At 32.9% G+C, this 22,475-nt stretch carries 18 protein-coding genes; 14 read left to right on the top strand and 4 right to left on the bottom strand.

Features of this window, described 5'->3' with window-relative positions:
• The 3 genes from OC526_RS00390 (at nucleotide 1) to OC526_RS00380 (ending at nucleotide 2,749) form a co-directional block, all read left to right on the top strand.
• Nucleotides 1–336 (top strand): anti-sigma regulatory factor, encoded by a 336-nt coding sequence (locus OC526_RS00390; protein WP_262121155.1) that lies wholly within the window; start codon nucleotides 1–3, stop codon nucleotides 334–336.
• Nucleotides 336–1,124 carry a SigB/SigF/SigG family RNA polymerase sigma factor gene (locus tag OC526_RS00385; RefSeq protein ID WP_262121152.1) on the top strand — a complete coding sequence of 263 codons (789 nt, stop codon included), beginning with the start codon at nucleotides 336–338 and terminating at the stop codon, nucleotides 1,122–1,124. Before OC526_RS00390 ends, OC526_RS00385 begins: the two co-directional genes overlap by 1 nt.
• A gap of 152 nt (nucleotides 1,125–1,276) precedes the next feature.
• The gene (locus tag OC526_RS00380) at nucleotides 1,277–2,749 is read left to right on the top strand and encodes an aldehyde dehydrogenase family protein (protein WP_262121150.1); all 1,473 of its coding nucleotides are present in this window, start codon (nucleotides 1,277–1,279) and stop codon (nucleotides 2,747–2,749) included.
• A gap of 28 nt (nucleotides 2,750–2,777) precedes the next feature.
• Here the strand turns inward: OC526_RS00380 and OC526_RS00375 are convergent, their stop codons facing one another.
• Nucleotides 2,778–3,089 carry a type II toxin-antitoxin system death-on-curing family toxin gene (locus OC526_RS00375; RefSeq protein ID WP_262121147.1) on the bottom strand — a complete coding sequence of 104 codons (312 nt, stop codon included), beginning with the start codon at nucleotides 3,087–3,089 and terminating at the stop codon, nucleotides 2,778–2,780.
• A gap of 846 nt (nucleotides 3,090–3,935) precedes the next feature.
• Between OC526_RS00375 and OC526_RS08330 the strand changes: the two genes are divergently transcribed.
• The 6 genes from OC526_RS08330 to OC526_RS00350 all read left to right on the top strand — a co-directional run bounded on the left by OC526_RS08330 (nucleotide 3,936) and on the right by OC526_RS00350 (nucleotide 9,917).
• A complete protein-coding gene (locus OC526_RS08330; RefSeq protein WP_077369881.1) occupies nucleotides 3,936–4,088 on the top strand; it encodes a DUF4180 domain-containing protein in 153 nt (50 codons plus the stop codon).
• Nucleotides 4,089–4,110: 22 nt separating this feature from the next.
• The gene (locus OC526_RS00370; RefSeq protein WP_262121144.1) at nucleotides 4,111–4,638 is read left to right on the top strand and encodes a GNAT family N-acetyltransferase; all 528 of its coding nucleotides are present in this window, start codon (nucleotides 4,111–4,113) and stop codon (nucleotides 4,636–4,638) included.
• Between the two features lie 444 nt (nucleotides 4,639–5,082).
• Nucleotides 5,083–7,038 carry a tetracycline resistance ribosomal protection protein gene (gene tet / locus OC526_RS00365; protein ID WP_262121141.1) on the top strand — a complete coding sequence of 652 codons (1,956 nt, stop codon included), beginning with the start codon at nucleotides 5,083–5,085 and terminating at the stop codon, nucleotides 7,036–7,038.
• Between the two features lie 502 nt (nucleotides 7,039–7,540).
• Nucleotides 7,541–8,056, top strand: a complete 516-nt coding sequence (locus tag OC526_RS00360; protein WP_154542089.1) for a recombinase family protein — start codon at nucleotides 7,541–7,543, stop codon at nucleotides 8,054–8,056.
• Complete coding sequence (locus OC526_RS00355; RefSeq protein WP_154542091.1) at nucleotides 8,053–9,024, top strand: recombinase family protein; 972 nt, start codon at nucleotides 8,053–8,055, stop codon at nucleotides 9,022–9,024. The genes OC526_RS00360 and OC526_RS00355 overlap by 4 nt, the downstream gene beginning before the upstream one ends.
• 80 nt (nucleotides 9,025–9,104) lie before the next feature.
• Complete coding sequence (locus tag OC526_RS00350) at nucleotides 9,105–9,917, top strand: Cthe_2314 family HEPN domain-containing protein (RefSeq protein WP_154542093.1); 813 nt, start codon at nucleotides 9,105–9,107, stop codon at nucleotides 9,915–9,917.
• Nucleotides 9,918–9,935: 18 nt separating this feature from the next.
• On the opposite strand, the gene OC526_RS00345 is transcribed toward OC526_RS00350, so the two are convergent.
• Nucleotides 9,936–11,099, bottom strand: coding sequence for an IS256 family transposase (locus OC526_RS00345; protein WP_106644193.1), 1,164 nt, complete (start codon nucleotides 11,097–11,099; stop codon nucleotides 9,936–9,938).
• A 185-nt stretch (nucleotides 11,100–11,284) separates the two neighbouring features.
• On the opposite strand from OC526_RS00345, the gene OC526_RS00340 reads away from it, so the two are divergent.
• The gene (locus tag OC526_RS00340) at nucleotides 11,285–12,901 is read left to right on the top strand and encodes a class I SAM-dependent DNA methyltransferase (protein WP_316043760.1); all 1,617 of its coding nucleotides are present in this window, start codon (nucleotides 11,285–11,287) and stop codon (nucleotides 12,899–12,901) included.
• 8 nt (nucleotides 12,902–12,909) lie between these two features.
• Nucleotides 12,910–14,136 (top strand): DUF3800 domain-containing protein, encoded by a 1,227-nt coding sequence (locus tag OC526_RS00335; RefSeq protein WP_262121129.1) that lies wholly within the window; start codon nucleotides 12,910–12,912, stop codon nucleotides 14,134–14,136.
• Nucleotides 14,137–14,179: 43 nt separating this feature from the next.
• Here the strand turns inward: OC526_RS00335 and OC526_RS00330 are convergent, their stop codons facing one another.
• Entirely contained in the window at nucleotides 14,180–14,848 is a 669-nt protein-coding gene (locus OC526_RS00330; RefSeq protein ID WP_262121126.1) for a deoxynucleoside kinase, read from the bottom strand.
• Between the two features lie 457 nt (nucleotides 14,849–15,305).
• Nucleotides 15,306–16,271 (bottom strand): hypothetical protein, encoded by a 966-nt coding sequence (locus OC526_RS00325; RefSeq protein ID WP_262121124.1) that lies wholly within the window; start codon nucleotides 16,269–16,271, stop codon nucleotides 15,306–15,308.
• A gap of 227 nt (nucleotides 16,272–16,498) precedes the next feature.
• On the opposite strand from OC526_RS00325, the gene OC526_RS00320 reads away from it, so the two are divergent.
• The 3 genes from OC526_RS00320 (at nucleotide 16,499) to OC526_RS00310 (ending at nucleotide 22,472) form a co-directional block, all read left to right on the top strand.
• Nucleotides 16,499–18,508, top strand: coding sequence for a peptidoglycan amidohydrolase family protein (locus OC526_RS00320; protein ID WP_262121122.1), 2,010 nt, complete (start codon nucleotides 16,499–16,501; stop codon nucleotides 18,506–18,508).
• 396 nt (nucleotides 18,509–18,904) lie between these two features.
• Nucleotides 18,905–21,157: an ABC transporter substrate-binding protein gene (locus OC526_RS00315; protein ID WP_262121120.1), complete on the top strand. Its 2,253-nt coding sequence runs from the start codon at nucleotides 18,905–18,907 to the stop codon at nucleotides 21,155–21,157.
• Nucleotides 21,158–21,509: 352 nt separating this feature from the next.
• A complete protein-coding gene (locus OC526_RS00310; RefSeq protein WP_262121119.1) occupies nucleotides 21,510–22,472 on the top strand; it encodes an ABC transporter permease in 963 nt (320 codons plus the stop codon).
• Nucleotides 22,473–22,475: the final 3 nt, after the last annotated feature.

Below are 22,475 nucleotides of genomic sequence, written 5' to 3'. Positions count from 1 at the left end.
ATGGAAAAAATCAGCATAACAATACCCCCAAAAAAACTATATATAAAATCAATCAGACTTTTTACAGCATCACTAGCAAGTGACCTAGGATTTAATATAGAAGAAGTGGAAGATTTAAGGGTAGTAGTAAGTGAGGCCATTAACTACAAACTATCAGACACAGATGTGACTATAGAATTTCTTCCAGCAGAGAAAAATCTTGAAATCCGTGTCTTAGGCAATGATAAGTCTCTAGATGAAAGAGCACTAAAAATGCGTGATTTGATTTTAAAAGAACTAGCAGATGAAGTAAATATAAATGATGGAGAAATCAAAATCATACAAAGGGCTAAGTAATGACAGATAAAAAACAGCCAGATAAAAATGATCAAGCATACAAAGAAGAAATCAAAAAGAAATTTGAAGAGTATTCTAAAACACGTGACAAAAAGCTCCGTGATGAGCTAATAGAAGAGCATATGTATATAGTAGATATCCTTTCAAACAAATATGTAGGAAAGGGAATCGAAAAAGAAGACCTCTATCAAGTTGCAAGCCTTGGACTAATCTATGCAGTAGATAGGTTTGACCCATCAAAGGGCTATGAGTTTTCTTCCTTTGCAACTCCAACAATAATGGGAGAGTTAAAACGCTACTTTAGAGATAAGGGTTGGGTAATAAGAGTACCAAGACGTATCCAAAACCTTTATAAAAAAATAAATAATGCCAAAAAAGTATTGCCACAAGAACTTCAAAGAACCCCAACTGTAAAAGATATAGCAGATTATTTGGGAGAAGATGAAGAAACGATACTCGAAACCATGGAAGCAAGTAAGGTTTACTCACCACAAAGTCTTGATATGAAATACCAAGTCCAAAAAGGAGAAAACTCCATTGACCTTGCCGATATGATAGGCGAAGAAGATAGAAACTTTGATTCAGTAGAACTTACAGATTTGATAGAAAAATCAACTTCAAGGCTAAATGATCTAGAAAAAGAAATTTTGCAGCTAAGATACTATGAGGGCCGTACCCAAATAGATATTGCAGAAACCCTAGACATCAGCCAAATGACTGTATCAAGGATAGAAAAGAAAATAGTCCAAAAATTCACACTAGAATTAGAAAAAATGGAAACAATCTAATCCACGGCCAAGCCGTGGATTTTGTGTTTCACGTGAAACACTATTGATAATATTTTAGTAAACGTTTACTTTTTGAAAAGATTGGGTATGATTGATAATGAATATCAAACCTAAAAGCGAAAATTTTATGAAAATTTTATTTTGGAGGGAAAATGGAAAGACTAGACAGATATGAGCTATTTATAAATGGTGAATGGATAAAACCTGAAAGTGGCGAATATATTGACATTATAAGCCCATCTACAGGAGAAAAACTTGGTGAGTTTGCAGCAGCAAATGATGCTGATGTGGACAAGGCAGTTGCGGCAGCTCGTGAGGCTTTTGAGGGAGAGTATGGTTCATGGAGCAAGGAGCAAAGAGTCCAACTACTTTTAGACATAGCAGCAAAAGTAGATGAAAATGCAGACTACCTTGCAGAATTAGAATCAATGGACAATGGTAAACCAATCCGTGAAACAAAGGGTGGAGACATACCACTAGTTTCTGACCACTTTAAATACTTTGCAGCAGTTCTAAGAGCAGATGAAGATGAAATTACAAAACTAGGCGGAAGATTTATCTCAGTTAGAAAACGTGAACCAATAGGTGTAGTTGGACAAATGATTCCATGGAACTTCCCACTACTAATGGCAGCATGGAAACTTGCACCAGCAATTGCTGGAGGAAATACAATTGTAATCTCTCCATCAAGCCACACCTCACTTTCTATCCTAGAATTTATGAGACTAATCGAAGATGTATTGCCAAAAGGAGTTATCAACCTAGTAACAGGTAAGGGATCAAAAACTGGTGAGTACCTACAACACCACAAAGGTTTTGACAAACTTGCCTTTACAGGATCAACAGCAGTTGGACGTCACATAGGTATTTCTGCAGCAGAAAACCTAATCCCAGCTACTCTTGAGCTAGGTGGTAAATCAGCTCACGTAATCTTTGATGATTGCGATATGGAAAAAGCAATCGAAGGAGCCCAAGTAGGTATTCTATTTAACCAAGGAGAAGTGTGCTCTGCAGGATCAAGATTATTTATTCAAGAAACAATCTATGATGAATTTGTAGAAAAATTAGTAAAAGCCTTTGAAAATGTAAAAGTTGGAGACCCACTAGACCCAGAAACACAAATGGGAGCCCTAAGAGATAAAGAAAGATTTACAGTAATCGAAGAATTTATCGAAAAAGCTAAAGCAAGCGGTGGTGAAGTCCTAACAGGTGGCCACCCACTAACAGAAAATGGCCTAGACAAAGGAGCATTCTTTGCACCAACAATTCTTGCAAATGTGCCAGAAGATAACGATGCAGTAAAAGAAGAAATCTTTGGACCAGTTGTAGTAGTAGATAAGTTTAAAGACGAAGAAGACGTAATCAAAAAAGCAAATGACTCTAGATACGGTCTTGCAGGCGGTATTTACTCAAATGATTTCTATAGAATCATGAAAGTAGCAAATGGTGTAAGAACAGGAAGAGTTTGGGTAAATACCTACAACCAATTCCCAGCAGGTTCATCATTCGGAGGCTACAAAGAATCAGGTATCGGCCGTGAAACAGACAAACTAGCCCTAGATGCCTACACACAAGTTAAAAATATCATGATCGATGGATCAGAAGATAAACTTGGTTTGTTTTAAGGAAAAATAAAGAATAAAAAATCAGATCTCAATTGAGGTCTGATTTTTTTATGTGATTTTCTACCCATTCTAATAGGTCATTTTCAGTCAAATTGGAACTTGCTATTCCCATTATTACATCTATTAGTTCTCCTTGACTGTAAGATAAGGGATAATTATTAGCATCTAATAAGATAACTAAACAGTGAGCACCTATCCTTTTATTTCCATCAAAAGTTTGATAGGGACTATTGATAGATAAATCTAGCAATTCCAAATCTCTTATTCGGTTATCTCCACCGTATTGCTCTATAAGGAGTTTGTGGAGCAAAATTATATCTTCTTTACTAAATTTTTTCATTCTGCTAATTTCTTATAAGCTTCATCATTAATCTTGCTATATTTTTCATGTAGTTTCATGATTTCATCTCGAGTAAGAGAATCATCTTCATCACTTTGGTTAAATTCATGGATTATATATTATTACATTGATAAGTAGGAAAAAGGTAGCAAATCCACTTTCTCTCTTGTTAAGTCTTTATATTGTTGTTGGTCTTGTCAGTTTTGCAAGTGGAAGAATCTATGTATCAATAGGACTCTTCATTATGGTTGGGGTTCTTACAGGAATTATCATGAAAAGGAAAAATCCAGAAAAATTATTAGGCACCCTATCTAGTATAGGTGGTTTCATTGGTGTGATAACTCTGTTGGTGTTTCATGATATACATGGAGCAGCAATTCTGGGTGGATCTCTCACTGCCGTTATTCTCTTTTCCCTACAAAGGTGGTCGTGACTTAGCAACTTGAATACATACGTAAGATTCTACCAGTTTATGTTAATTGTTCAATAATAATTTAATTTAACAAAAGGGCGCGATTGTTGAAAAAAGGGATAGCATTTGCTACTCCTTTTTATTTGTGTGCCCAACATGGGCAACAACTTGATGGTAAAAGCTATTTGGTAGGAACCTTTAGCTAAAAGTAAATTTATCCACAGCGACATGGAATCTGAAGGAAACTAGAGGCAAAATCCCGAACTGGCGAACAGAAGCCACATCAGGGTGAAATAAAGTGGATGAGTTTACATAACAAAACAAAGTCCAATACTACCCGAACCTTATACAGTAAATGTGACGGTTACTTGTGAGGAAGGCCGTTGTTCTTATCTAGGGAGGTCTTATGGATATGAGAAAACAGAGTATGCACCATGGTTGAAACAAGATTTGTCATGATCGTGGGAGATTTCTCTATATATACAAGTAAGAGTTTGAAAGATTTTATTTATGAATGTAATAAAGGAAAAAATATTTTTTTCACATCTGATGTAGAGCAGGCTATTAAGAGACTAAGTATAGAGTGATTAGAGGGGCGAGATTTAATTGATGCACATTAGGATTAGAAGACCAACTGAAGATGACAAATACCGATTAGTTAAATTTTTTAAAATTGTAGTGGTCGATACCTTTATCAAGGAAGGTATCGAAGAAATGGTAGAAGATTTAGAGGAAGAAATTGAATCTAAGAAGCAATATTTAGAAAATGATCTAAAGAGCAATGGAGAACTTAGATGTTTCCTAATAGCAGAATATGAGGGCTGTATAGTAGGTACAATAGAATATGGACCTGCCAGTGACCTAATTAATAGTTGTACACATGGAAAATATAAGAACCTTTATGAAATAGGTACAGTTTTTGTAAGACCAGATTACCAAGGACAGGGTATAGGTAATTTACTATTGAATGCTATGATTCAAGAATTACAATGTAAAGGAATCAAAGAGTTTTGTATGGATAGTGGATATTCCAATGCACAGAAAATATGGAGAAAAAGGTTTGGTGAACCTGAATATTTCCTAGAGAATTATTGGGCAGAGGGTCAACATCATCTAATCTGGAAAATTAAGATTTGAATATATCATGTAAAGATGAATTCCTATAAAAATCTCTACGAGTTATTAGTAATATGACAAGTTAAATGCGTTAAGGGATCAAATCTTCCTTGACAAATATAATAAAAACAAATATTATAATATGTAGTATTAATTAAAGGAGTTTTATCATATGAGGCATAGTATTTTTAAATAACTATTAATAAAATAGAACAAGTACATTTTCCATACTAGTTAATATTTGTATGGCTTGTTAATTGTACTTTTATTTAAAAATATTCTCATAATAATAAATTTATATTTTTATGTATTATAAGGCATTGACCAGATTAAAGATATAGCACGATTATGCTATATCGAATTGTATATGTCATATTTACTTTAAGCAGTTATATAAAAAATAAGTTCCCCTGTGAAGAGAGTATTTTATCACAGGGGATTTTTATATAATTGTGGAGGTATAAAATGAAAATTATTAATATAGGAATATTAGCCCATGTTGATGCAGGAAAAACAACTGTTACAGAAGGTTTATTATACAAAGGTGGGGCAATTAATAAGATTGGAAGAGTCGATAATGGTACAACGATAACGGACTCGATGGAACTTGAAAGAGATAGGGGGATAACTATACGAGCATCTACAGTTTCATTTAATTACAATGATACAAAGCTAAATATCATAGATACCCCTGGGCATATGGATTTTATAGCTGAAGTTGAACGAACACTGAGAGTATTAGATGGAGCTGTTTTAGTAATTTCAGCAAAAGAGGGAATACAAGTTCAAACGAAAGTGATTTTTAATACCTTAGTGAAATTAAATATTCCAACCCTTATATTTGTGAATAAAATAGATCGAAAGGGAGTATATTTGGATGAAATATACACTCAAATACAGGAGAAATTAACTTCTAATCTTGCAATAATGCAATCAGTTAAAATAAAAGATAAAGGTGATTTTGAATTGACAAATGTAAGGGATGATAAAGTAATTCAAAGTCAAATAATAGAGAAGTTACTGGATATAAATGATTATCTAGCAGAAAAATATATAAATGGCGATGTCATTACAGAAAAAGAGTATGATAATGTATTTCTGGATGAGGTAAATAGTTGCAATCTTTATCCTGTTTTGCATGGTTCTGCTTTAAAAGATATTGGGATTGATGAGTTGCTATTTGCCATTACAAACTATCTTCCTGTAAATAATGATAATATTACAGATAACCTATCTGCGTATGTTTATAAGATAGATAGGGATGAAGAATCCCGTAAGATTACTTTCCTAAGAGTATTCAGTGGGAATATAAGGACACGTCAAGATGTTTATATAAATGGCACAGAAGAAACTTTCAAGATAAAAAGTCTGGAATCAATTATGAATGGTGAAATTGTGAAGGTAGATCAGGTTAATAGTGGGGATATTGCTATTATTTCTAATGCTAATTCTCTGAAGATAGGTGATTATATTGGTAAGAAATATGACGGGATTTTAGATATAAAGATAGCCCAACCGGCATTGAGAGCATCAATTAAACCTTGTGATTTAAGCAAAAGAAGCAAACTGATAGAAGCACTATTTGAATTAACTGAAGAAGACCCATTTCTCGATTGTGAAATTAACGGAGATACTGGAGAAATCATATTGAAGCTATTTGGAAATATTCAGATGGAAGTAATCAAATCACTACTTAAAAACAGATATAAAATAGATACTGAATTTGGTGAATTGAAAACAATATATAAAGAACGACCTAAGAGAAACTCTAAAGCAGTAATCCATATAGAGGTTCCACCAAATCCTTATTGGGCATCTATTGGACTGTCAATAGAACCACTACCAATAGGGTCAGGATTATTATATAAGACAGAGGTGTCCTATGGATATTTAAATAATTCATTTCAAAATGCAGTAAAAGATGCTGTAGAGAAGGCTTGTAAAGAAGGGCTTTATGGATGGGAAGTTACAGATTTAAAAATAACTTTTGTCTATGGATTATACTATAGTCCAGTAAGTACACCTTCTGATTTTAGGAATTTAACACCATATGTATTTTGGGAAGCTCTTCGAAAATCAGGAACTGAAATATTAGAACCTTATTTAAAATATACAGTTCAAATTCCAAATGATTTTTGTGGAAGACTTATGAGTGATCTTAGGAAGATGAGAGCTTCTATTGCAGATATAAGGGCTAAGAGAGAAGAGACGACTCTAACCGGCATAATACCTGTTGATGCATCGAAGTCATATCAAGCAGAATTGCTTTCCTACTCAAATGGGAAAGGTATTTTTATTACTGAGCCTTATGGTTATGATATATATAATGGTGAGTCTATAACTAATGATATTAGAAATAATGATAATGATAGTAGCAAAGAAGGACTGAGATATTTATTTCAGAAACAAAGTGAAATTTGAAAGGAGCTTAAGTGCAATTATCAGTTAAATATGGATAAAACCTATATCTATAAAGGTTTTCACCATATGTACAAAAAAATGAACCATGGGATAAACATCAATACGTAAAACAAGAAATGGTGGTAGTATATAACTATGGATACTAAATAAGGTTTTATATATATGCTATAGCAGAGGATGCTTTAAGATCTTAGGAAGAGCTTATTATGTTTTTAGATGATTGGCTTAAACCAAATCGTGTAAACTACTCATTAAATCATTTAACAAAAATATTTAAAGAGGAGCTAGTTAATAATTAATATTATAACAATACATGAAATCCTTTCAATAGAAGCTCAAGCTGAAGAGGAAATAGGATTATTTGATAATCTATTTTCCAATAAAGACATCAAGCTAGATGAAGATATTGTTCATAAATATATTGAACGTATTGATGTATATGATAATGAAACTATAGAAATTAGCTTAAAAGGCTTTTTAGGTGGAAGGGAGATGAGGTCAAATGATTAATACTGCTATTTATCTTAGAATATCCGTACTTGAAAAAGGGAATCTAGGGCATACAGAAGACACTATAAATTCTCAAAGAAATATTATAAAGAACTTCATCTTTAATGACCAAGAGCTTAAAAAGACAAATATAGAAGAATTTATTGATGAGGGCTATAGTGGTAGCACTACTTCAAGACCAGGCTTAGACAAACTTCTTTTAAAGGTAAAACAAGGAAAGGTAAACTGTATCATAGTAAAAGATATGTCACGATTTATGAGAAATTATATAGAAATGGGTGATTATCTTGAAAACATCTTTCCTTTTATGGGAGTTAGATTTATAGCAATCAATGATGGCTATGATAGTAGTAATGAAGTTCAAAATGGAACTGAATTAGATATTCAATTTAAAAACCTTCTTAATGATTATTATAGTAGGGATATTTCAGAGAAAATGACTACTGCTTTACTTGTGGCGAAAAGCAAGGAAAATACACCTCTGGAACTCCACCCTATGGATATTTGAAAGACCCTGAGGATAACTATAAGCTTATAGTTGATGAAAAGGTAGCTGATAATATTAGATATATGTTTCAACTTATCCTTGAAGGACATACCCTGAATGAAACTGCAAAGATTCTTAACAGTGAGGGCGTTATTACAGCAAGGGCAAGGAGAAAAGAGATAAAAGGCTATGATGCCTATGCTAATAGGTGGGAATCTACTGTAGAAGATACAATATGGTCTCACAGCATGGTTAGAAGGATATTAAAAAACGAAACATACACAGGGACTTTTGTCTTTAATAAATCAAGCAAGAGTAAGCTAGATGGTGGTAAGGTTATATATCACCCTAAAGAAGAATGGATAAGAATTTTTGATAATCATGAAGCTCTTATAAGCAAAGAAACCTTTGATGAAGTTCAAGAAATATTAAAATCTAGGCATAAAAATAGTTTTATAGGAAATAAGAGTAAGTATAAAAATAGTCCTCTTGCAACTTTTGTAAGATGTAATAAATGTGGTTATAAGATAAGATTTGGTAAAAGTTCTAATGGGAAAGAGTTAATAGGTATAAATCTTTACTGTTATTACTGTAGAATGCTTGAGCAGGAAGAAAAACTACCTCATTATAAGGAATTAGAAAAAGAGGTATTTAGAATCCTTAAGGATAAGTTTCATACAGATAAGACAGAAAAGAAAAAACTTCTATATGAGCAAAAAGAACTTTATGACAGGAATGACCAGCTATCAAAGAAGAAGAGGATAGAGTTTGAAAATTATAAGTTTGGTAAAATTTCAAGAGAAGATTTTGTAGAAATAAAAAATCATATACAAGAGTCTGATGAAGAGAACAAAGAACGTATCCAAGCAATAGATGAAGAGCTTAAACAAGCTGGAAGCATAGATAACCTTACTGAAGATATTGTTAGGAAGTATATCAAAACAATTTATATTTCTGGCAAGGGTATAGAAAGAATAGAATATCAATAGTAAAATAGAAGGAGATCCACTATTAGGGTCTCCTTTTCCATAAAGTTTTGTAAGGAAATTAAATGAATAGGAGTGTGCGTATGTCGGATAACAAATGTATTATTAAAAAAGAACAAGAATACTTATACGGGTTATTAGATTCTACAGCTGCTATTAATGTAGATAGATTTAAAATAAAATGGATAGAAGAAAATAAATATATTTTAGGTGTTTCTTCAACTGATCCAAAGAACATGCTTGGTAAAGTTTCTAAATATCTAGCGTTTAACACAAGTATATATGAGAATGATTTTTCTATTAAGTATTCTTTAAAAAAGGCACTACATATTTGGTATGATACTAATTTGTCTTCATCATTCGAGGCTATTTCGAATGATAAATATAGTGATGAAAGATTATTATATTATTATATTGAAAATGCAATATTTCGTATAACTACTCTCTGGGACATACTAGCTAACATTTATAATATATATTATGAGATAAATATTAAAAGTAGAGATATATATTATAAGAAGTTGTTATGCATTGACAAAAGATATTATAATGAACATAAAATACATGAAATAGATAATTATAAGGAATTAAGAAAAGAAATGTGTGAATTGAAAAGATATATTGAGCAGGATTGTAGAGACAACGGAGCGGTAGATGATGAAACTTGGAAGGGCAATCATCGATATTTATCTGATTACAGGAATCAAATGACTCATAGAAATTCACCTAATGTAACAGGAGTTTTAGGTCAAGAATTTAATATGAAAACTCCACCAATATATCTTATTAAAAGGACCAGTGAAGATTACTCATATATTATTAATAAGCTAGCTAGCTTAACCGAAAAAATTGAATCTGAACTAGTCAAGTCCAAAATCTTGTGTAAAAGTTCCTAGTACAATGTTTGCTATTTTCTAAAGTTTTATGTAAGTTCTTGTAGCACCTATCCAATCTTCATGTTGATGCATCAACATGGCCCCGATTAAACGAGTGGCTGAAGCTGTATTTGGAAAAATGCGAACAACTTTTTCTCTTCTTCGTACTTCCTGATTGAGGCGCTCTAAGAGGTTGGTACTGCGAATCCGTGTATGTGCTTGGCCAACGATTACATATTGGAAGGCATCCTCAAAGCCTTCATCCAAACATGTACAAGCAATTTGATATCCTTTTTCTTCACTAAATTGTTCTAGTATCTCATTTTTTAAGGCTCGGGCTTGCTCAAGGTTTGTGATTCGAAACAGGGCTTTTACTTGTTCTCTGAAAAGAGAGGAGTTCTTCTTGGGGACGGTAGCAAATATGTTTCTTACAAAATGGACTTGACAACGTTGCCAAGAAACGCCTGTAAAACACTTACGAATCGCTTGTACTAGCCCTTTGTGAGCATCAGAGATGACGAGTTGAATCCCTTTCAACTCTCTTCTCTTTAGGTATTCAAAGAAATGGGTCCAAGTCGCTTCGCTTTCGCCTTCTTGGATGAGAAAACCTAGAACTTCTCGTTCTCCTTCTTCATTGAAGCCAATGGCAATATGACAGCTTTTAGAAACCACACGAGAATTTTCTCGGACTTTTATATACAAGACATCCGTCATGAGATAAGGATAACTTTTCTCAAAGGGAGCATTTCTCCAGTTTTCTACGATATCGTCTAATTCTTTTGTGAGGTTGGAAACAAATGATTTAGAGATGTTTTTCCCACATAATTCTTCCACTACTTGGCTAACTTTTCTTGTAGAGACGCCAGAGATATACATCTCGAGCATGGCCGCTAAAAGCGCTTTTTCATGTCTTTGATAACGATCGAAGATGTCTGTAGAAAATAGGCCATCTCTGGTACGAGGAACACGCAAAGTAAGGCTACCAATGCGAGTTGTGTACTCTCTGTCATAATATCCATTTCTTGAGGATACACGATTTTCATCCCTCTCATAGGCGCCAACGCCAATATATTGATTCCTCTGTTCTTCCATAAGTTGGTTAAAGACGGTAGTTAAAATATTCTTTGAAAGATCATCTTTTACAGAGCCTTCAATTAATTTTTGGATTTCTTCTTGTTTTAAGGTAAAATGTACTTGTGTCATGGTTCTCCTTTCAGGTATGTTTTGTAGTCAAAAACATTGTACCTTAAAAAAGGGGGCCATGACCTTTTATACTTTTACACAATTATATGGACTTTATCTCTGAACTTATAGCATAATATAAAGATTCAATTATATAATACAATTTAATTTTTAAATCAAAAATCATTAAAATATTTATCATACCCTTGACACGAGAGGGTAGTGGGAACTTTCTTACAGAAACCTATCTCTCCCTTAGAAAACTAGAAAATGAAGCCATCAAAACTCGTTTTGGTGACCAAATATTTATGGGAGATGTAGAAAATCCTATCAAAGTTAGCCTTGACCAATTTTATGGAATAGAGATAAATGACTTTGCAGTAACAGTAGCAAAAACCGCCCTTTGGATCTCAGAAGACCAGATGATGAAAGAAACAGAGGAGATCATCCACGCTAACATAGACTTTTTGCCACTCAAATCCTACGCCAACATAGTAGAAGGCAATGCTTTAAGGATGGACTGGGAAGAAGTAGTGGCTAAAGATGATTTGGATTATATAATGGGTAATCCGCCTTTTGTTGGACATCAAAATAGGTCAAAAATACAACAAAAGGATATGGATATAATATTTAATCAAGGTAATTTTAAAAAGCTAGATTATGTTGTAGCTTGGTACAAAAAAGCCATGGAATATATCAATAATCAAAGAATCCACGTTGCATTTGTATCTACAAACTCTATAGTTCAAGGTGAGCAAGCAGTACTGATGACTGAACTATTTTCAGATAAATACTCTATAGATTTTGCATATCATTCATTTGTTTGGAACAGCGAAGCTAAATTTAAAGCAGCTGTTCACTGTGTAATAATAGGATTTAGCTTTTTTAAGTTTTCTAAAGAAAATAAATATATTTTCGACTCTAAAAATGGAATAAAAAAAGCTAAAAGAATAAATAACTATTTGTTAGATGCTCCTGATATAATATTAGAAAGTAGAGGTAAGCCTAAAGGCAATGTTCCTAAAATGATAAAAGGAAGCCAGCCAACTGATGGAGGAAATTTAATATTCTCACAAAAAGAATTTGAAGAGTTTATAAAAAAATATCCTACAAAAGGACATTTATTAAAAAAATATGCCGGTGCTGATGATTACATTAATAATAAGACTAGATATTGCCTATGGTTAGTAGATATAAACCCAACCGAATATAGAAATATTCCTGAAATAAGAAAAAGATTAGAAAATGTTAGGGATAAAAGATTAACATCTCCAACGAAATCAGTGCAAAAAGATGCTGAAATTCCATATTTATTTACACAAATAAGACAACCTAAAAACGATTATTTAATTATACCAAGAGTTTCATCAGAGAGAAGAAAGTATATACCAATTGGATATGTAGATAAAAATTTAATAGCTAGTGACTCCACTCAGATATTAAATAGTAAAGAAATATATTTGTTTGGTGTTTTATTATCAAACGTTCATATGGGATGGATGAGATTTGTTGCGGGAAGATTAGAAATGAGATATAGATATTCACCGTTTGTCTACAACAACTTCCCATGGCCAGACCCAAGCCAAGAACAAAAACAAAAAATAGAAAAAACTGCCCAAGCTATCCTCGATGCCCGTGACCTTTATCCAGCATCATCATTGGCAGACTTATATGATGAGCTTACTATGCCAAAGGAACTTAGACGTGCCCACCAAGAAAATGACAAAGCAGTCATGGAGGCCTATGGTTTTGATTGGCGTACCATGACCGAGTCTGAATGTGTGGCTGAGCTTATGAAAATGTACCAAGAAATAGGTAATTAAGTAATTATATGCAAAGTAAAGCAACTTATAAAGATAGTTATAGATTTTTTATAGATGAATCGATGCATGACTCTAATCTGACACTTAATAATATGTTAATTAATATATCAGATAAACATCATAGCTCTTATTTTACACTAGCAGGCATAGGGAATAAAAAAGAAAATACAACTAAATTATTAAACGAATATAATACTTTAGAGAACAGGTATAAAAAATTAATAGGTATTAGAGCAGATGCTGAATTTAAAGCAAAAACAATAAAATCCAAAAATTTTACTTACGGATTTAAATCAATGGAAGATAAGTTTGTAAGATTTTATTATGAATTATTTGATTTATTAAATAGAGAAAATACCATTGTACACCTATCTACTATTAGTAAATTTGAGTTAGTAATTCACTCAGTTTTTGCAGAAAACTACAACGAATGGATAAAATCAAATAACTTTAAAAAAACAATGAATACAGTTATAAAATTTTTGCACGATAATGTTACAGAAGAATTATTAGAAGTATTATTTGACTCAAACTCCAAACCATTAGATTTTCATGAAAAAGTAAACATGATAAGCAAAGAAATCGAAGTCAACAGTGGAGATTCAGAAATCGACAGACTTTATGGTCAAATGTCAGATTATATTATATTGTTATTGCTTTTAGCTATAAAAAAGCAAGACTTTAGAGAAGACTATAAATGGAACTACATCTATAGTTTAAATGGACTATATAAATTATTAGAGAATTTAAATGCAGATATATTAGGTACTGAAATATTTATAGATGGAGGAGGTCATAGAACTGAAACTATTCTATCATCTGCAGAGTTCTTATTTAATAAGAGTTCCGTACAAGTAATTAATTCAGAATATAGTGAGGGAATAAGGATAGCAGATATGGTATCGAATTTTTTTGCTAGAATTATAAGATCAATGGAAAATAATTATAATCAATTATCTTATAAAGATAAATTTTTAAATATTAGTTGGTTTGAATTGGATGAGTTACGTTTTAAAACTTATAAAAATATTGGAAAATACTTATTAAAAATGAGGAATATAAATTCAACTACTTATACTGGACTTTATTCAGATATACCAGTTAGAATGTACAGTTTGTTTGACTTCTTTACTCGATTTGAAGATTATGAAATTTATAGGGCTACTAATATTTCTGACCGCCCTTTTATGGTGGAAAGTATAGCTTTAATGAAAGAGAATAATATGTACAAATAATATTAAAAATGACCTAGGAGTTTAAAACTCTAAGGCCATTTTTTTATTTATTTTTCTCTTGGTCTCTTAGACTCTCATCAAAGGCATCCATTATTAATTTGAAAACCTGATCCCAATCTTCTTTTTTGTTTACATCGTATTTGTTCATATCGATTTTGATTTTTGGAGAGTAATTGTATTCTTCGTACCATTTTTGGTACTCGGAGTGGAGGAGTTTAAAGTAGGCTAGGTCTTTTTTGCCTTTTTCTGTATTTTCATCTATTTGTTCAAAAACTCGGCCTCGCTTGGCTAAATTTGATAAAAACTTTTCAAATGTTATGTCAAGATAAACCAGCAAGTCTGGGGCTTTTTTGGGCATGTCTTCGATTTCTTCTAGCATATTGTCTAAAAGGTCTTTGTAAACGTCGTATTCTACTTGGGTGATGTTATCTTCCATTAGATTTATCCTGGTAAATAGTTCATCTTCGTAGATGCTACGGTCGAGGACATTTTTATTATTTTTTAGGGCTTGTTTTATTAATTTAAACCTTTCGTTTAAAAAATATATTTGAAGCAAAAACGCGTATTTTTCTTTGTTGTTATAATAAAGAGGCAGGATGGGATTTTCATCTACTGGCTCTATCATTAGGTCTGTGCCAAGTTCATGGGCAAGTTTTGCTGATACTGTTGACTTGCCAGCTGCTATCATTCCAGCTAATACTATCACTGTCATAGGTCTCCTTGTTTTAAATATTTTGCTAAATATTTTTGATTAAAATTTTTTTTATTTGATTTTTGTTTGGTAAGTAAATTTAATTTAATTATTTAGTTTATTACTTCGAATACCGGGGAGCAGGGCCGTAGGGGCTGCAGAGGCCCCTTTGGCCCTTCCCCGGACCCCCGACCCATTTCACCCCCTCTGCTCCTGCGGAGGGCAATGAGCAGTAGAAGTTCGCTCCGCGAATTCTTTTTTTTATTGGATTTTCAAAATCCCTTTTTATTTTAATCTTTATTTAGCCTTGGTTTTTACTATACCTTTATATTTGGATTATTTTTTAGTTTTTTCTCTTCTACATTTTGAGAAATCTTTTTTTAGCTCTATATAAATATTATATCTATTACAAGTACTCTTAAATTTGCCCACAAAAAATCCCCTCTACTTATATATAGAGGGGATTGGAGTTTTTTCCCTAGTTTTCTTCTGTTTGTTCTCCTGGGTACATTTTGCTGGATCCTGGGAACATATTTCCTAGTTCTTCAAATATTAGTCCTATATCACCTGTGCCTGTTTCTTCTAGTCTTGCCATTGCTCTGGTGTAGGCTATGTCTATGTCGTTGTTGGTCATTTGGTTGACACTTGCTGGGCTAAATTCGTAATATTGGACTAGGGATGCTTTGATCGCATCGTAGTCTGTTTGGCTTGAGCCGTATTTTTTGATTTTGTTTTTACTACTTGTATTTTCTGATTTTTGATCTTCTGTTGAGCTTTCTGCTTGATCATCATCGTCTTCTTCGTCTTCGCCAAAGAGAATTGATGCGGCATTTTCTACATAATCTTCATAATATAGGTCTATATCATCTTCGTAGGCTTCATGGAAGGCGTCTTGGACACTTTTATCATCGATTGCCCAAACCTCGTTTGATGGATAACCCATATCAATCATTAATTGTCTTTCGTAATCAAAAGTACCATTATAGTCGCCTTCTTCTGCGGCTTCTTGGTTATATCTATTTTCTACAGAGTCTAGTGGGAATTTATTTGCTAATTCTGGATACATTTTTGCTAATTCTTGGAAAACAAAGTCTTTTGCATCCCAATATCCAGTTTCTTCGCTTAATTGATTTGCATCTTCGATTAATTTTTCTAAATCATCATCGGTTAGGTTTTTTACAAGGGTTGGTGAAAATTCACCTATATTTAGGATCATATCGCGCCATTTGTTTAGGTCTGTGGCATCATTTTTATCTTCATTTTCGTTTGTTTGAGTTTCTTCAGTTTGATCTTGCTTTTCATCAACTATGTCTTGATTTTCTACTGGGCCATCTAGGGCTTGGGAGATAGTTTCTTCTGAAACTGCTGTTTTGCTTGCATTTTGATCGCAAGCTGTCAGTGTAAGGACTAGTCCAAGTGCAATTATAATTTTGTTATTTTTCATAAGGGCCTCCTAATCAATTTTTATTTTACCCTATTTCGCTAAATTTTAGTAGTTGGAGGGGCAATTGTAACCAAATTTTAACTATTCATCCTAATAAAACTTAAAATATTTCAAAAAATTGTAACCTTTTTGTTGCAATTTATGAAAAAATAGATTATAATATGTTCAGTGATTAAAAAATAAAGAACAAATTGTAATAATATTGTAATATAGAGTGAGGGAGAATAATGAAAAAATTTAACAAAACATTGTTACTTGCCTCAACATTATTTGTATCCACTGCTGTTACTACAGCCGATAAATCATATGCTGATGAGGGGTATGACCTAAATGTTGAACCGAGCAAGTCGACTAATTTAGATAACTACGAAACCGAAGAAAGCGAAAATTTAGAAGCAGAGCAAAATTCTGATATTAATTCACCAGAAATAATCAACTACGATGATCAAGCTATCTCAAACTACGAATCTATTGATCAATCCCAAAGCCTTACACCACAAGAAAATACTACAGACTTACAAAACACAGATTCTAAACTAACAGAAGCTGATTTTAGTGTTGAATTAAATGATGAAGAAAAACCAGCAGAAGAAGTACAAGTTCAAACTCCATCTAGCGCTGATGTAAATGATGTAATTTACTATGACAACTCAAACCTAGATGAAGCATTAAATGAAGATTACAATGCAGCAGAAGCTCAAAGTGTATCTAATTATCAAAATGCAGAAGTTTCTCAAACAAAAGAAGTAGAAAATAACTTAAAAGAAGAAAAACAAAATTCAACAGAAAATGTAGAAGAAACCAAAGAAGAAGAAACAAATCTTGACCAAACAAATTACTATGCTCCAAAAGGCACAGGATACTTTGTTCATGAAGGAAATAATACAAAATATTACGAAAATAACAAGCTTGTAAAAGGCACAAATGTTATAGTAAAAGATAAATTTTATGAAATTGACAAAGACGGTAATGCAACAAACCCAAAAACTCTTTGGGGACGTATTGGCGATAATATTTACTATATGAATGAAAAGGGCAATCTTACAAAGGGTATTGCCCAAATCAAAGACAAAAAATATTATTTCAACAAAGAAGGCCAACTACAAAGAAACAAAAAAATTGTAACAGGTGAGGCTCACTACGAATTAGCTAATGATGGTTCTATGACTGCGCCTAAAAATAGCTGGGTTACAATCAACAAAAACAAATACTACAACGACAATAACGGCAAACTTTTAAAAGGTATTGCTACAATTGGCAACAAATCATACTATTTTAACGACAGAGGAACACTAACAACAAACAAAAAACTGGTTACAGCTGACAAATACTATGAAGTTGACAGAAATGGTGTAGCAACAAACATAAAAAATAAATGGTTTACAATAGCTGGCAATACATATAGATCAGATAACAATGGTAAAATTGCTAAGGGTGCCCAAACAATCAACAAAAATCTTTACGTTTTTGATGATAATGGAAAATTAGAACAAAATAAATCATCTATTTATGCAGGTAAATACTACAAATCAGATGCCAAAGGTCTAGCAAAAGTTATTAAAAACTCATGGGTAGAACTAGATGGCAAAAAATACCACACAAACGAAGCAGGATTTGTAAAAGAAGGTGTGTGGAGAATAGACGGAAATTATTATTATTTCACACAAAATGGTCTAACACCAAACCAAACAGTTACACAAAAAGGTGTTGTATACACAGTAGATGCTAATGGTGTAGCAACAAAAGAAGATAACAACATTCCAGGAGAAAAAAGCATTGATAAAGTAATGGAATGGATGTTTGCTGCAAGAGATAAAAAAATGACATACAATATGGGAGCTGGTAGAAACTCAGCAACACAAGCTGACTGTTCATCAGCAGTTTACAGAGCCCTAATCCACGGAGGATTCTTAGGCAAAGATGCCTGGGTTGGTAACACAGAAACTCTATTCCAAATGGGAGCAAAGGGTACTGTAATGTATGAAATAAAAGAAAATGAACTTCAACACGGAGATATTTTCGTAGCAGGTACACCAGGTGGATCTATGGGAGCAGCAGGCCATACAGGATTTATCCTAAATCCACAAGAAGATACAATCATCCACATGACCTATGGCAAAAATGGTGTAGCAGTAACACCTAGAAAAGGATACATGGGAGATAGCAGAGGCCTACCAGTAAAATACTTTAGACTTGTAGGAGCAAGCTCTAGTGGATCATATGTTAACAAAAAATAAGAAAAATATACTAACAGTCTAAGCCAAGCTTAGGCTGTTTTTTTGTGGACAAAATTAAAATTTATTCAAAACTCATTTATAAATAAAAAGGTATTAAAAAAATCAGTTAATAAAAATTTATATTTTCCTAAAAAAATGCATAGGCAAAGGATATCCACTTCTATGCTATAGAAATAGTATAGATTTTTAACAAAGATTGAAACTTCACTATCTTTGCCACTTCAATCAAATAAAGGAATATGGAAAAATTTGCAGGGGCATTATTAGGATAATGGTTTTTCAATGATTTATATGTATAATAATACGCGGTGATTAATAAAAAATTATTTCAAGTATTGACAAAAATATTTTTTTAGCATAAAATACTCATATCACAATTTAATGGAGGAAAGCAAAGTGAAAATGAAAAAAGTTTTCTCTTCCCTAATGGCTTTAGGACTAGCAACAACCCTAACAGCTTGTGGAGGAAGCACAGATTCAGCAACCACTTCTACAGATAACGAAGCTAAAACAGAAGATCAAGCAGCAGAAGAAACTACAGAAGAAAATGCTGAAGAAAATAAAGATGACGCAAACGAAGATAAAAAAGAAGATGATAAAACAGCAGAAAACGCTGAAGGCGAAGAAGATGCTGAAAACGCAGCAGAATTAGAAAACTTCGAAGCACAAACAAGTGATGATACCCTTGTAATCGGTTCTGCAGAATTTTCTGGTGACTTTTTTGAAGGTTGGCAAAACTCTGCATACGACGTTGTAATTAGAAAATTACTAGGTATCGAAGGATCTAACGGTTTTAAAACAATGATCGTTGATGAAAATGGAGAATGGCTTGCAAACTCAGCAGTACTAGATGGTGAACCAGAAACAACAGATAACGAAGATGGATCAAAAACATTTACTTTCAAAATCAAACCAGGTCTAAAATGGTCAGATGGTAAAGAATTAACAGTAGATGACTATATCTTTGGATCTTTACTATTTACTCACCCAGAATTTATGCCTCTAACAGGATCAGTAAACCCTGGTGACCTATTTGGTAAAGGATATGAAGCTTACCACTCTGGTAAATCAGATACATTTGATGCAGTAGAAAAAATTGATGAAAACACATTCTCATATACAATCGCTGCAGAACAACTTCCTTACTACTATGAAAAAGCCCTAGCAGCTATATCAGCTTTCCCAATGCACGCAGTTACAGAAAACCTAGCATTGAGTGAAGATGGTAAAAAACTAGTTGCAAAAGATGGCTACACACCAAGTGAAGAAGAAGTTCAAAAATACAAAGACTCAGTTCAAGAACAAATTGATAGAGCAAATGAAGAATTCAAAGAAGTAGAAGAACCAGCACAAGATGCATCAGAAGAAGACAAAGCAGCTTATGAAGAAGCTAAAAAAGCTAATGATGAAAAAGTTGCAGGCCTTCAAGAAAAACTTGACGGTGATGTTGACCCAACAGAACAACTTATCGAACAAGCAATGCTAAATGTATATAACGAATACAGAACAGCTCCAAGTGTAGTTTCAGGACCATACAAATTTGACGAATACAACAACAATATGGTTAAACTTTCTCTAAACCCAGAATACCAAGGAAACTTCAAAGGAGAAAAAGCTACAATTCCAAACATCATTGTTCAATACGTAAACAATAATATAGCTGTTGACTTATTAGAAAATGGAGACATAGACGTATGGCAACAAGAAGGTGATGGCGGAAAAATCGATAAGATGAAAGCTGCAGCAGATGCAGGCAAAATCGGGATAAACACATTTGAAAGAAATGGTTACGGTTCACTTAACTTCTTAACAGACAGAGGAGCTACTCAATACAAAGAAGTACGTCAAGCTATCGCTCACCTAATGGATAGAAATACATTCGTTCAATCATATGCAGGTGGTTATGGTGTAGTAACTAACGGTGCATATGGTCTTAGCCAATGGATGTACAAAGAACGTGGAGCAGATCTAGAATCTAATCCAGAGCTTACAAACTATCAATTAAACATCGATACAGCTAACGAAGTACTAGACAACTCACCATATAAATTTGAAGCTGATGGAACAACACCTTGGGACCGTGCAAAAGCTGAAGAAGCATTTAACGCTGATGCAGAAGGATTTGACTACTACAGATACGATGAAAACGGTGAAAAACTTGTAGTAAACCAATTCGGTTCTGAAGAATCTCCAATCACAAGCTTAATGAACAGCCAATTACCAGTAAATGCTAAACAAGCAGGTATGGAATATAACATCCAAGCAGGATCATTCCCAACACTTCAAGAATACTATGTATTCCCAGAAGAAGATGCTAAATTTACAGCATTCTCAATGGCTCAACAGTTTGATGATGTATACGACCCATGGGCACAATATAACTCAAATGGTAATGACAACAAATCTAGAACAAACGATCCAAAAGCTGATGAATTGACAGTAAAACTTCGTCAAACACCATCAGATAAGAGAGAAGAATACCTAGATAATTGGGAAGAATTCCAACTTTGGTACAATGATTACCTACCACAAATCCCACTTTACTCAAACCTATACCACACAGGATATACAACAAGAGTTGAAGGATTTGATGTTAATACACCAACATGGGGAATCGAAGACCAAATCAATGGTGTTACACTAAAATAGTCAAATAAATTATAAAACTAAATGAGCTCACATCTAGTGGGCTTTTTTAGTATTTATAAATAAATATTATCTTTAAATTAAAATTATTATTAATTTGAGTGTATAAATATATACTCGCAAATCCATTTATTTTTGCCTACAAAATGGCAATTTTTAGTGGTAATATAGGACTTTTTTATTTGACAAAATAAGTGCATTATATTAATATATTATTTATAAAAATTGTTATTTTGGAAGTTTATAACCTTTTTCAATAAGGCCTAAAAAATCTTAGATTTTAGCGATTTAGTTAGTAAAATTTATGTAAAATTATTTAAAAATTTCTTTATATAACAATATAGAAAGGAAAGTTATGTTTCGTTATATAGTAAAAAGAATATTAAGCATGATTCCAACAGCTTTAATCATTTCTATAATGCTTTTTGCTTTTTCCAAAGCCATGCCTGGAGACCCTATCCAAGCTATGATGCCTCAAGGAACAGCTATGACAAAAGAGCAAGAAGCTCAAATGTATAAAAATTTATCAGAACGTTATGGTCTTGATAAATCTTATCCTGAGCAATATGTAAGATGGTTAGGCAGAACCCTACAAGGGGATTTGGGAGAATCACTTAGAGTAAAAAAACCAGTAACAGATCACTTAAGAGAACCACTTAGAAATACTATTTATCTAAATATAGGCTCTACTATTATTTCATTTTTGTTATCGATTTTAATTGGTATAAGGTCGGCCACCCACAGGGGAGGAGTTTTTGATAGGACCTTCCAGACCCTAACCCTTATCGGTATGTCTATTCCTATATTCTTTATAGGCCTACTTTTGATTTATATTTTTGCATTTAAATTAGGTTGGTTACCTCCAAATGGTATGCCTAGGGAAAACACCTTTGGCCAATGGGTAAGATATTTGACATTACCAACCATTGCCTTAACTGTAGGATCTCTTGCATCTTTATCAAGATATGTAAGAAACTCAATGCTAGATGCCCTAAATCAAGATTATATTAGAACAGCTAGATCTAAGGGTCTTAAGGAAAAAACAGTTATATACTCACACGCATTTAGAAATGCCCTTATCCCAGTAGTTACTGCCCTTACTTGGGCTGTACTTGGCATGTTTTCTGGTTCTGCAATTACAGAACGTATTTTTGCATATAGGGGAATAGGAAATGAGCTTATAACTGCAGTTATTTCCCAAGATTATAACGTAATTTTAGCTTTATCAATGTTTTATGCCCTACTAACCCTTTTAGGCAACTTGATAATGGATATAGCCTATGCGCTAGTTGATCCAAGAGTTAAATTGGAAGCTTAAGAG

This window comes from Anaerococcus sp. Marseille-Q5996, from assembly GCF_946893725.1.
Classification (GTDB): Bacteria; Bacillota; Clostridia; order Tissierellales; family Peptoniphilaceae; genus Anaerococcus; species Anaerococcus martiniensis.
Note: the sequence above shows the minus strand (reverse complement) of the source record. Positions and strands in the feature narration are given on the sequence as shown.

What these genes read in the sequence shown, in the direction of transcription:
- OC526_RS00375 (WP_262121147.1), bottom strand. Translation starts at nt 3,089, where the DNA reads ATGAAAAAATTTAGTAAAGAAGATATAATTTTGCTCCACAAACTCCTT.
- OC526_RS00335 (WP_262121129.1), top strand. Translation starts at nt 12,910, where the DNA reads ATGCAAAGTAAAGCAACTTATAAAGATAGTTATAGATTTTTTATAGAT.
- OC526_RS00345 (WP_106644193.1), bottom strand. Translation starts at nt 11,099, where the DNA reads ATGACACAAGTACATTTTACCTTAAAACAAGAAGAAATCCAAAAATTA.
- OC526_RS00350 (WP_154542093.1), top strand. Translation starts at nt 9,105, where the DNA reads ATGTCGGATAACAAATGTATTATTAAAAAAGAACAAGAATACTTATAC.
- tet (WP_262121141.1), top strand. Translation starts at nt 5,083, where the DNA reads ATGAAAATTATTAATATAGGAATATTAGCCCATGTTGATGCAGGAAAA.
- OC526_RS00380 (WP_262121150.1), top strand. Translation starts at nt 1,277, where the DNA reads ATGGAAAGACTAGACAGATATGAGCTATTTATAAATGGTGAATGGATA.
- OC526_RS00310 (WP_262121119.1), top strand. Translation starts at nt 21,510, where the DNA reads ATGTTTCGTTATATAGTAAAAAGAATATTAAGCATGATTCCAACAGCT.
- OC526_RS00320 (WP_262121122.1), top strand. Translation starts at nt 16,499, where the DNA reads ATGAAAAAATTTAACAAAACATTGTTACTTGCCTCAACATTATTTGTA.
- OC526_RS00370 (WP_262121144.1), top strand. Translation starts at nt 4,111, where the DNA reads ATGCACATTAGGATTAGAAGACCAACTGAAGATGACAAATACCGATTA.
- OC526_RS08330 (WP_077369881.1), top strand. Translation starts at nt 3,936, where the DNA reads ATGGTTGAAACAAGATTTGTCATGATCGTGGGAGATTTCTCTATATAT.
- OC526_RS00385 (WP_262121152.1), top strand. Translation starts at nt 336, where the DNA reads ATGACAGATAAAAAACAGCCAGATAAAAATGATCAAGCATACAAAGAA.
- OC526_RS00325 (WP_262121124.1), bottom strand. Translation starts at nt 16,271, where the DNA reads ATGAAAAATAACAAAATTATAATTGCACTTGGACTAGTCCTTACACTG.
- OC526_RS00330 (WP_262121126.1), bottom strand. Translation starts at nt 14,848, where the DNA reads ATGACAGTGATAGTATTAGCTGGAATGATAGCAGCTGGCAAGTCAACA.
- OC526_RS00360 (WP_154542089.1), top strand. Translation starts at nt 7,541, where the DNA reads ATGATTAATACTGCTATTTATCTTAGAATATCCGTACTTGAAAAAGGG.
- OC526_RS00390 (WP_262121155.1), top strand. Translation starts at nt 1, where the DNA reads ATGGAAAAAATCAGCATAACAATACCCCCAAAAAAACTATATATAAAA.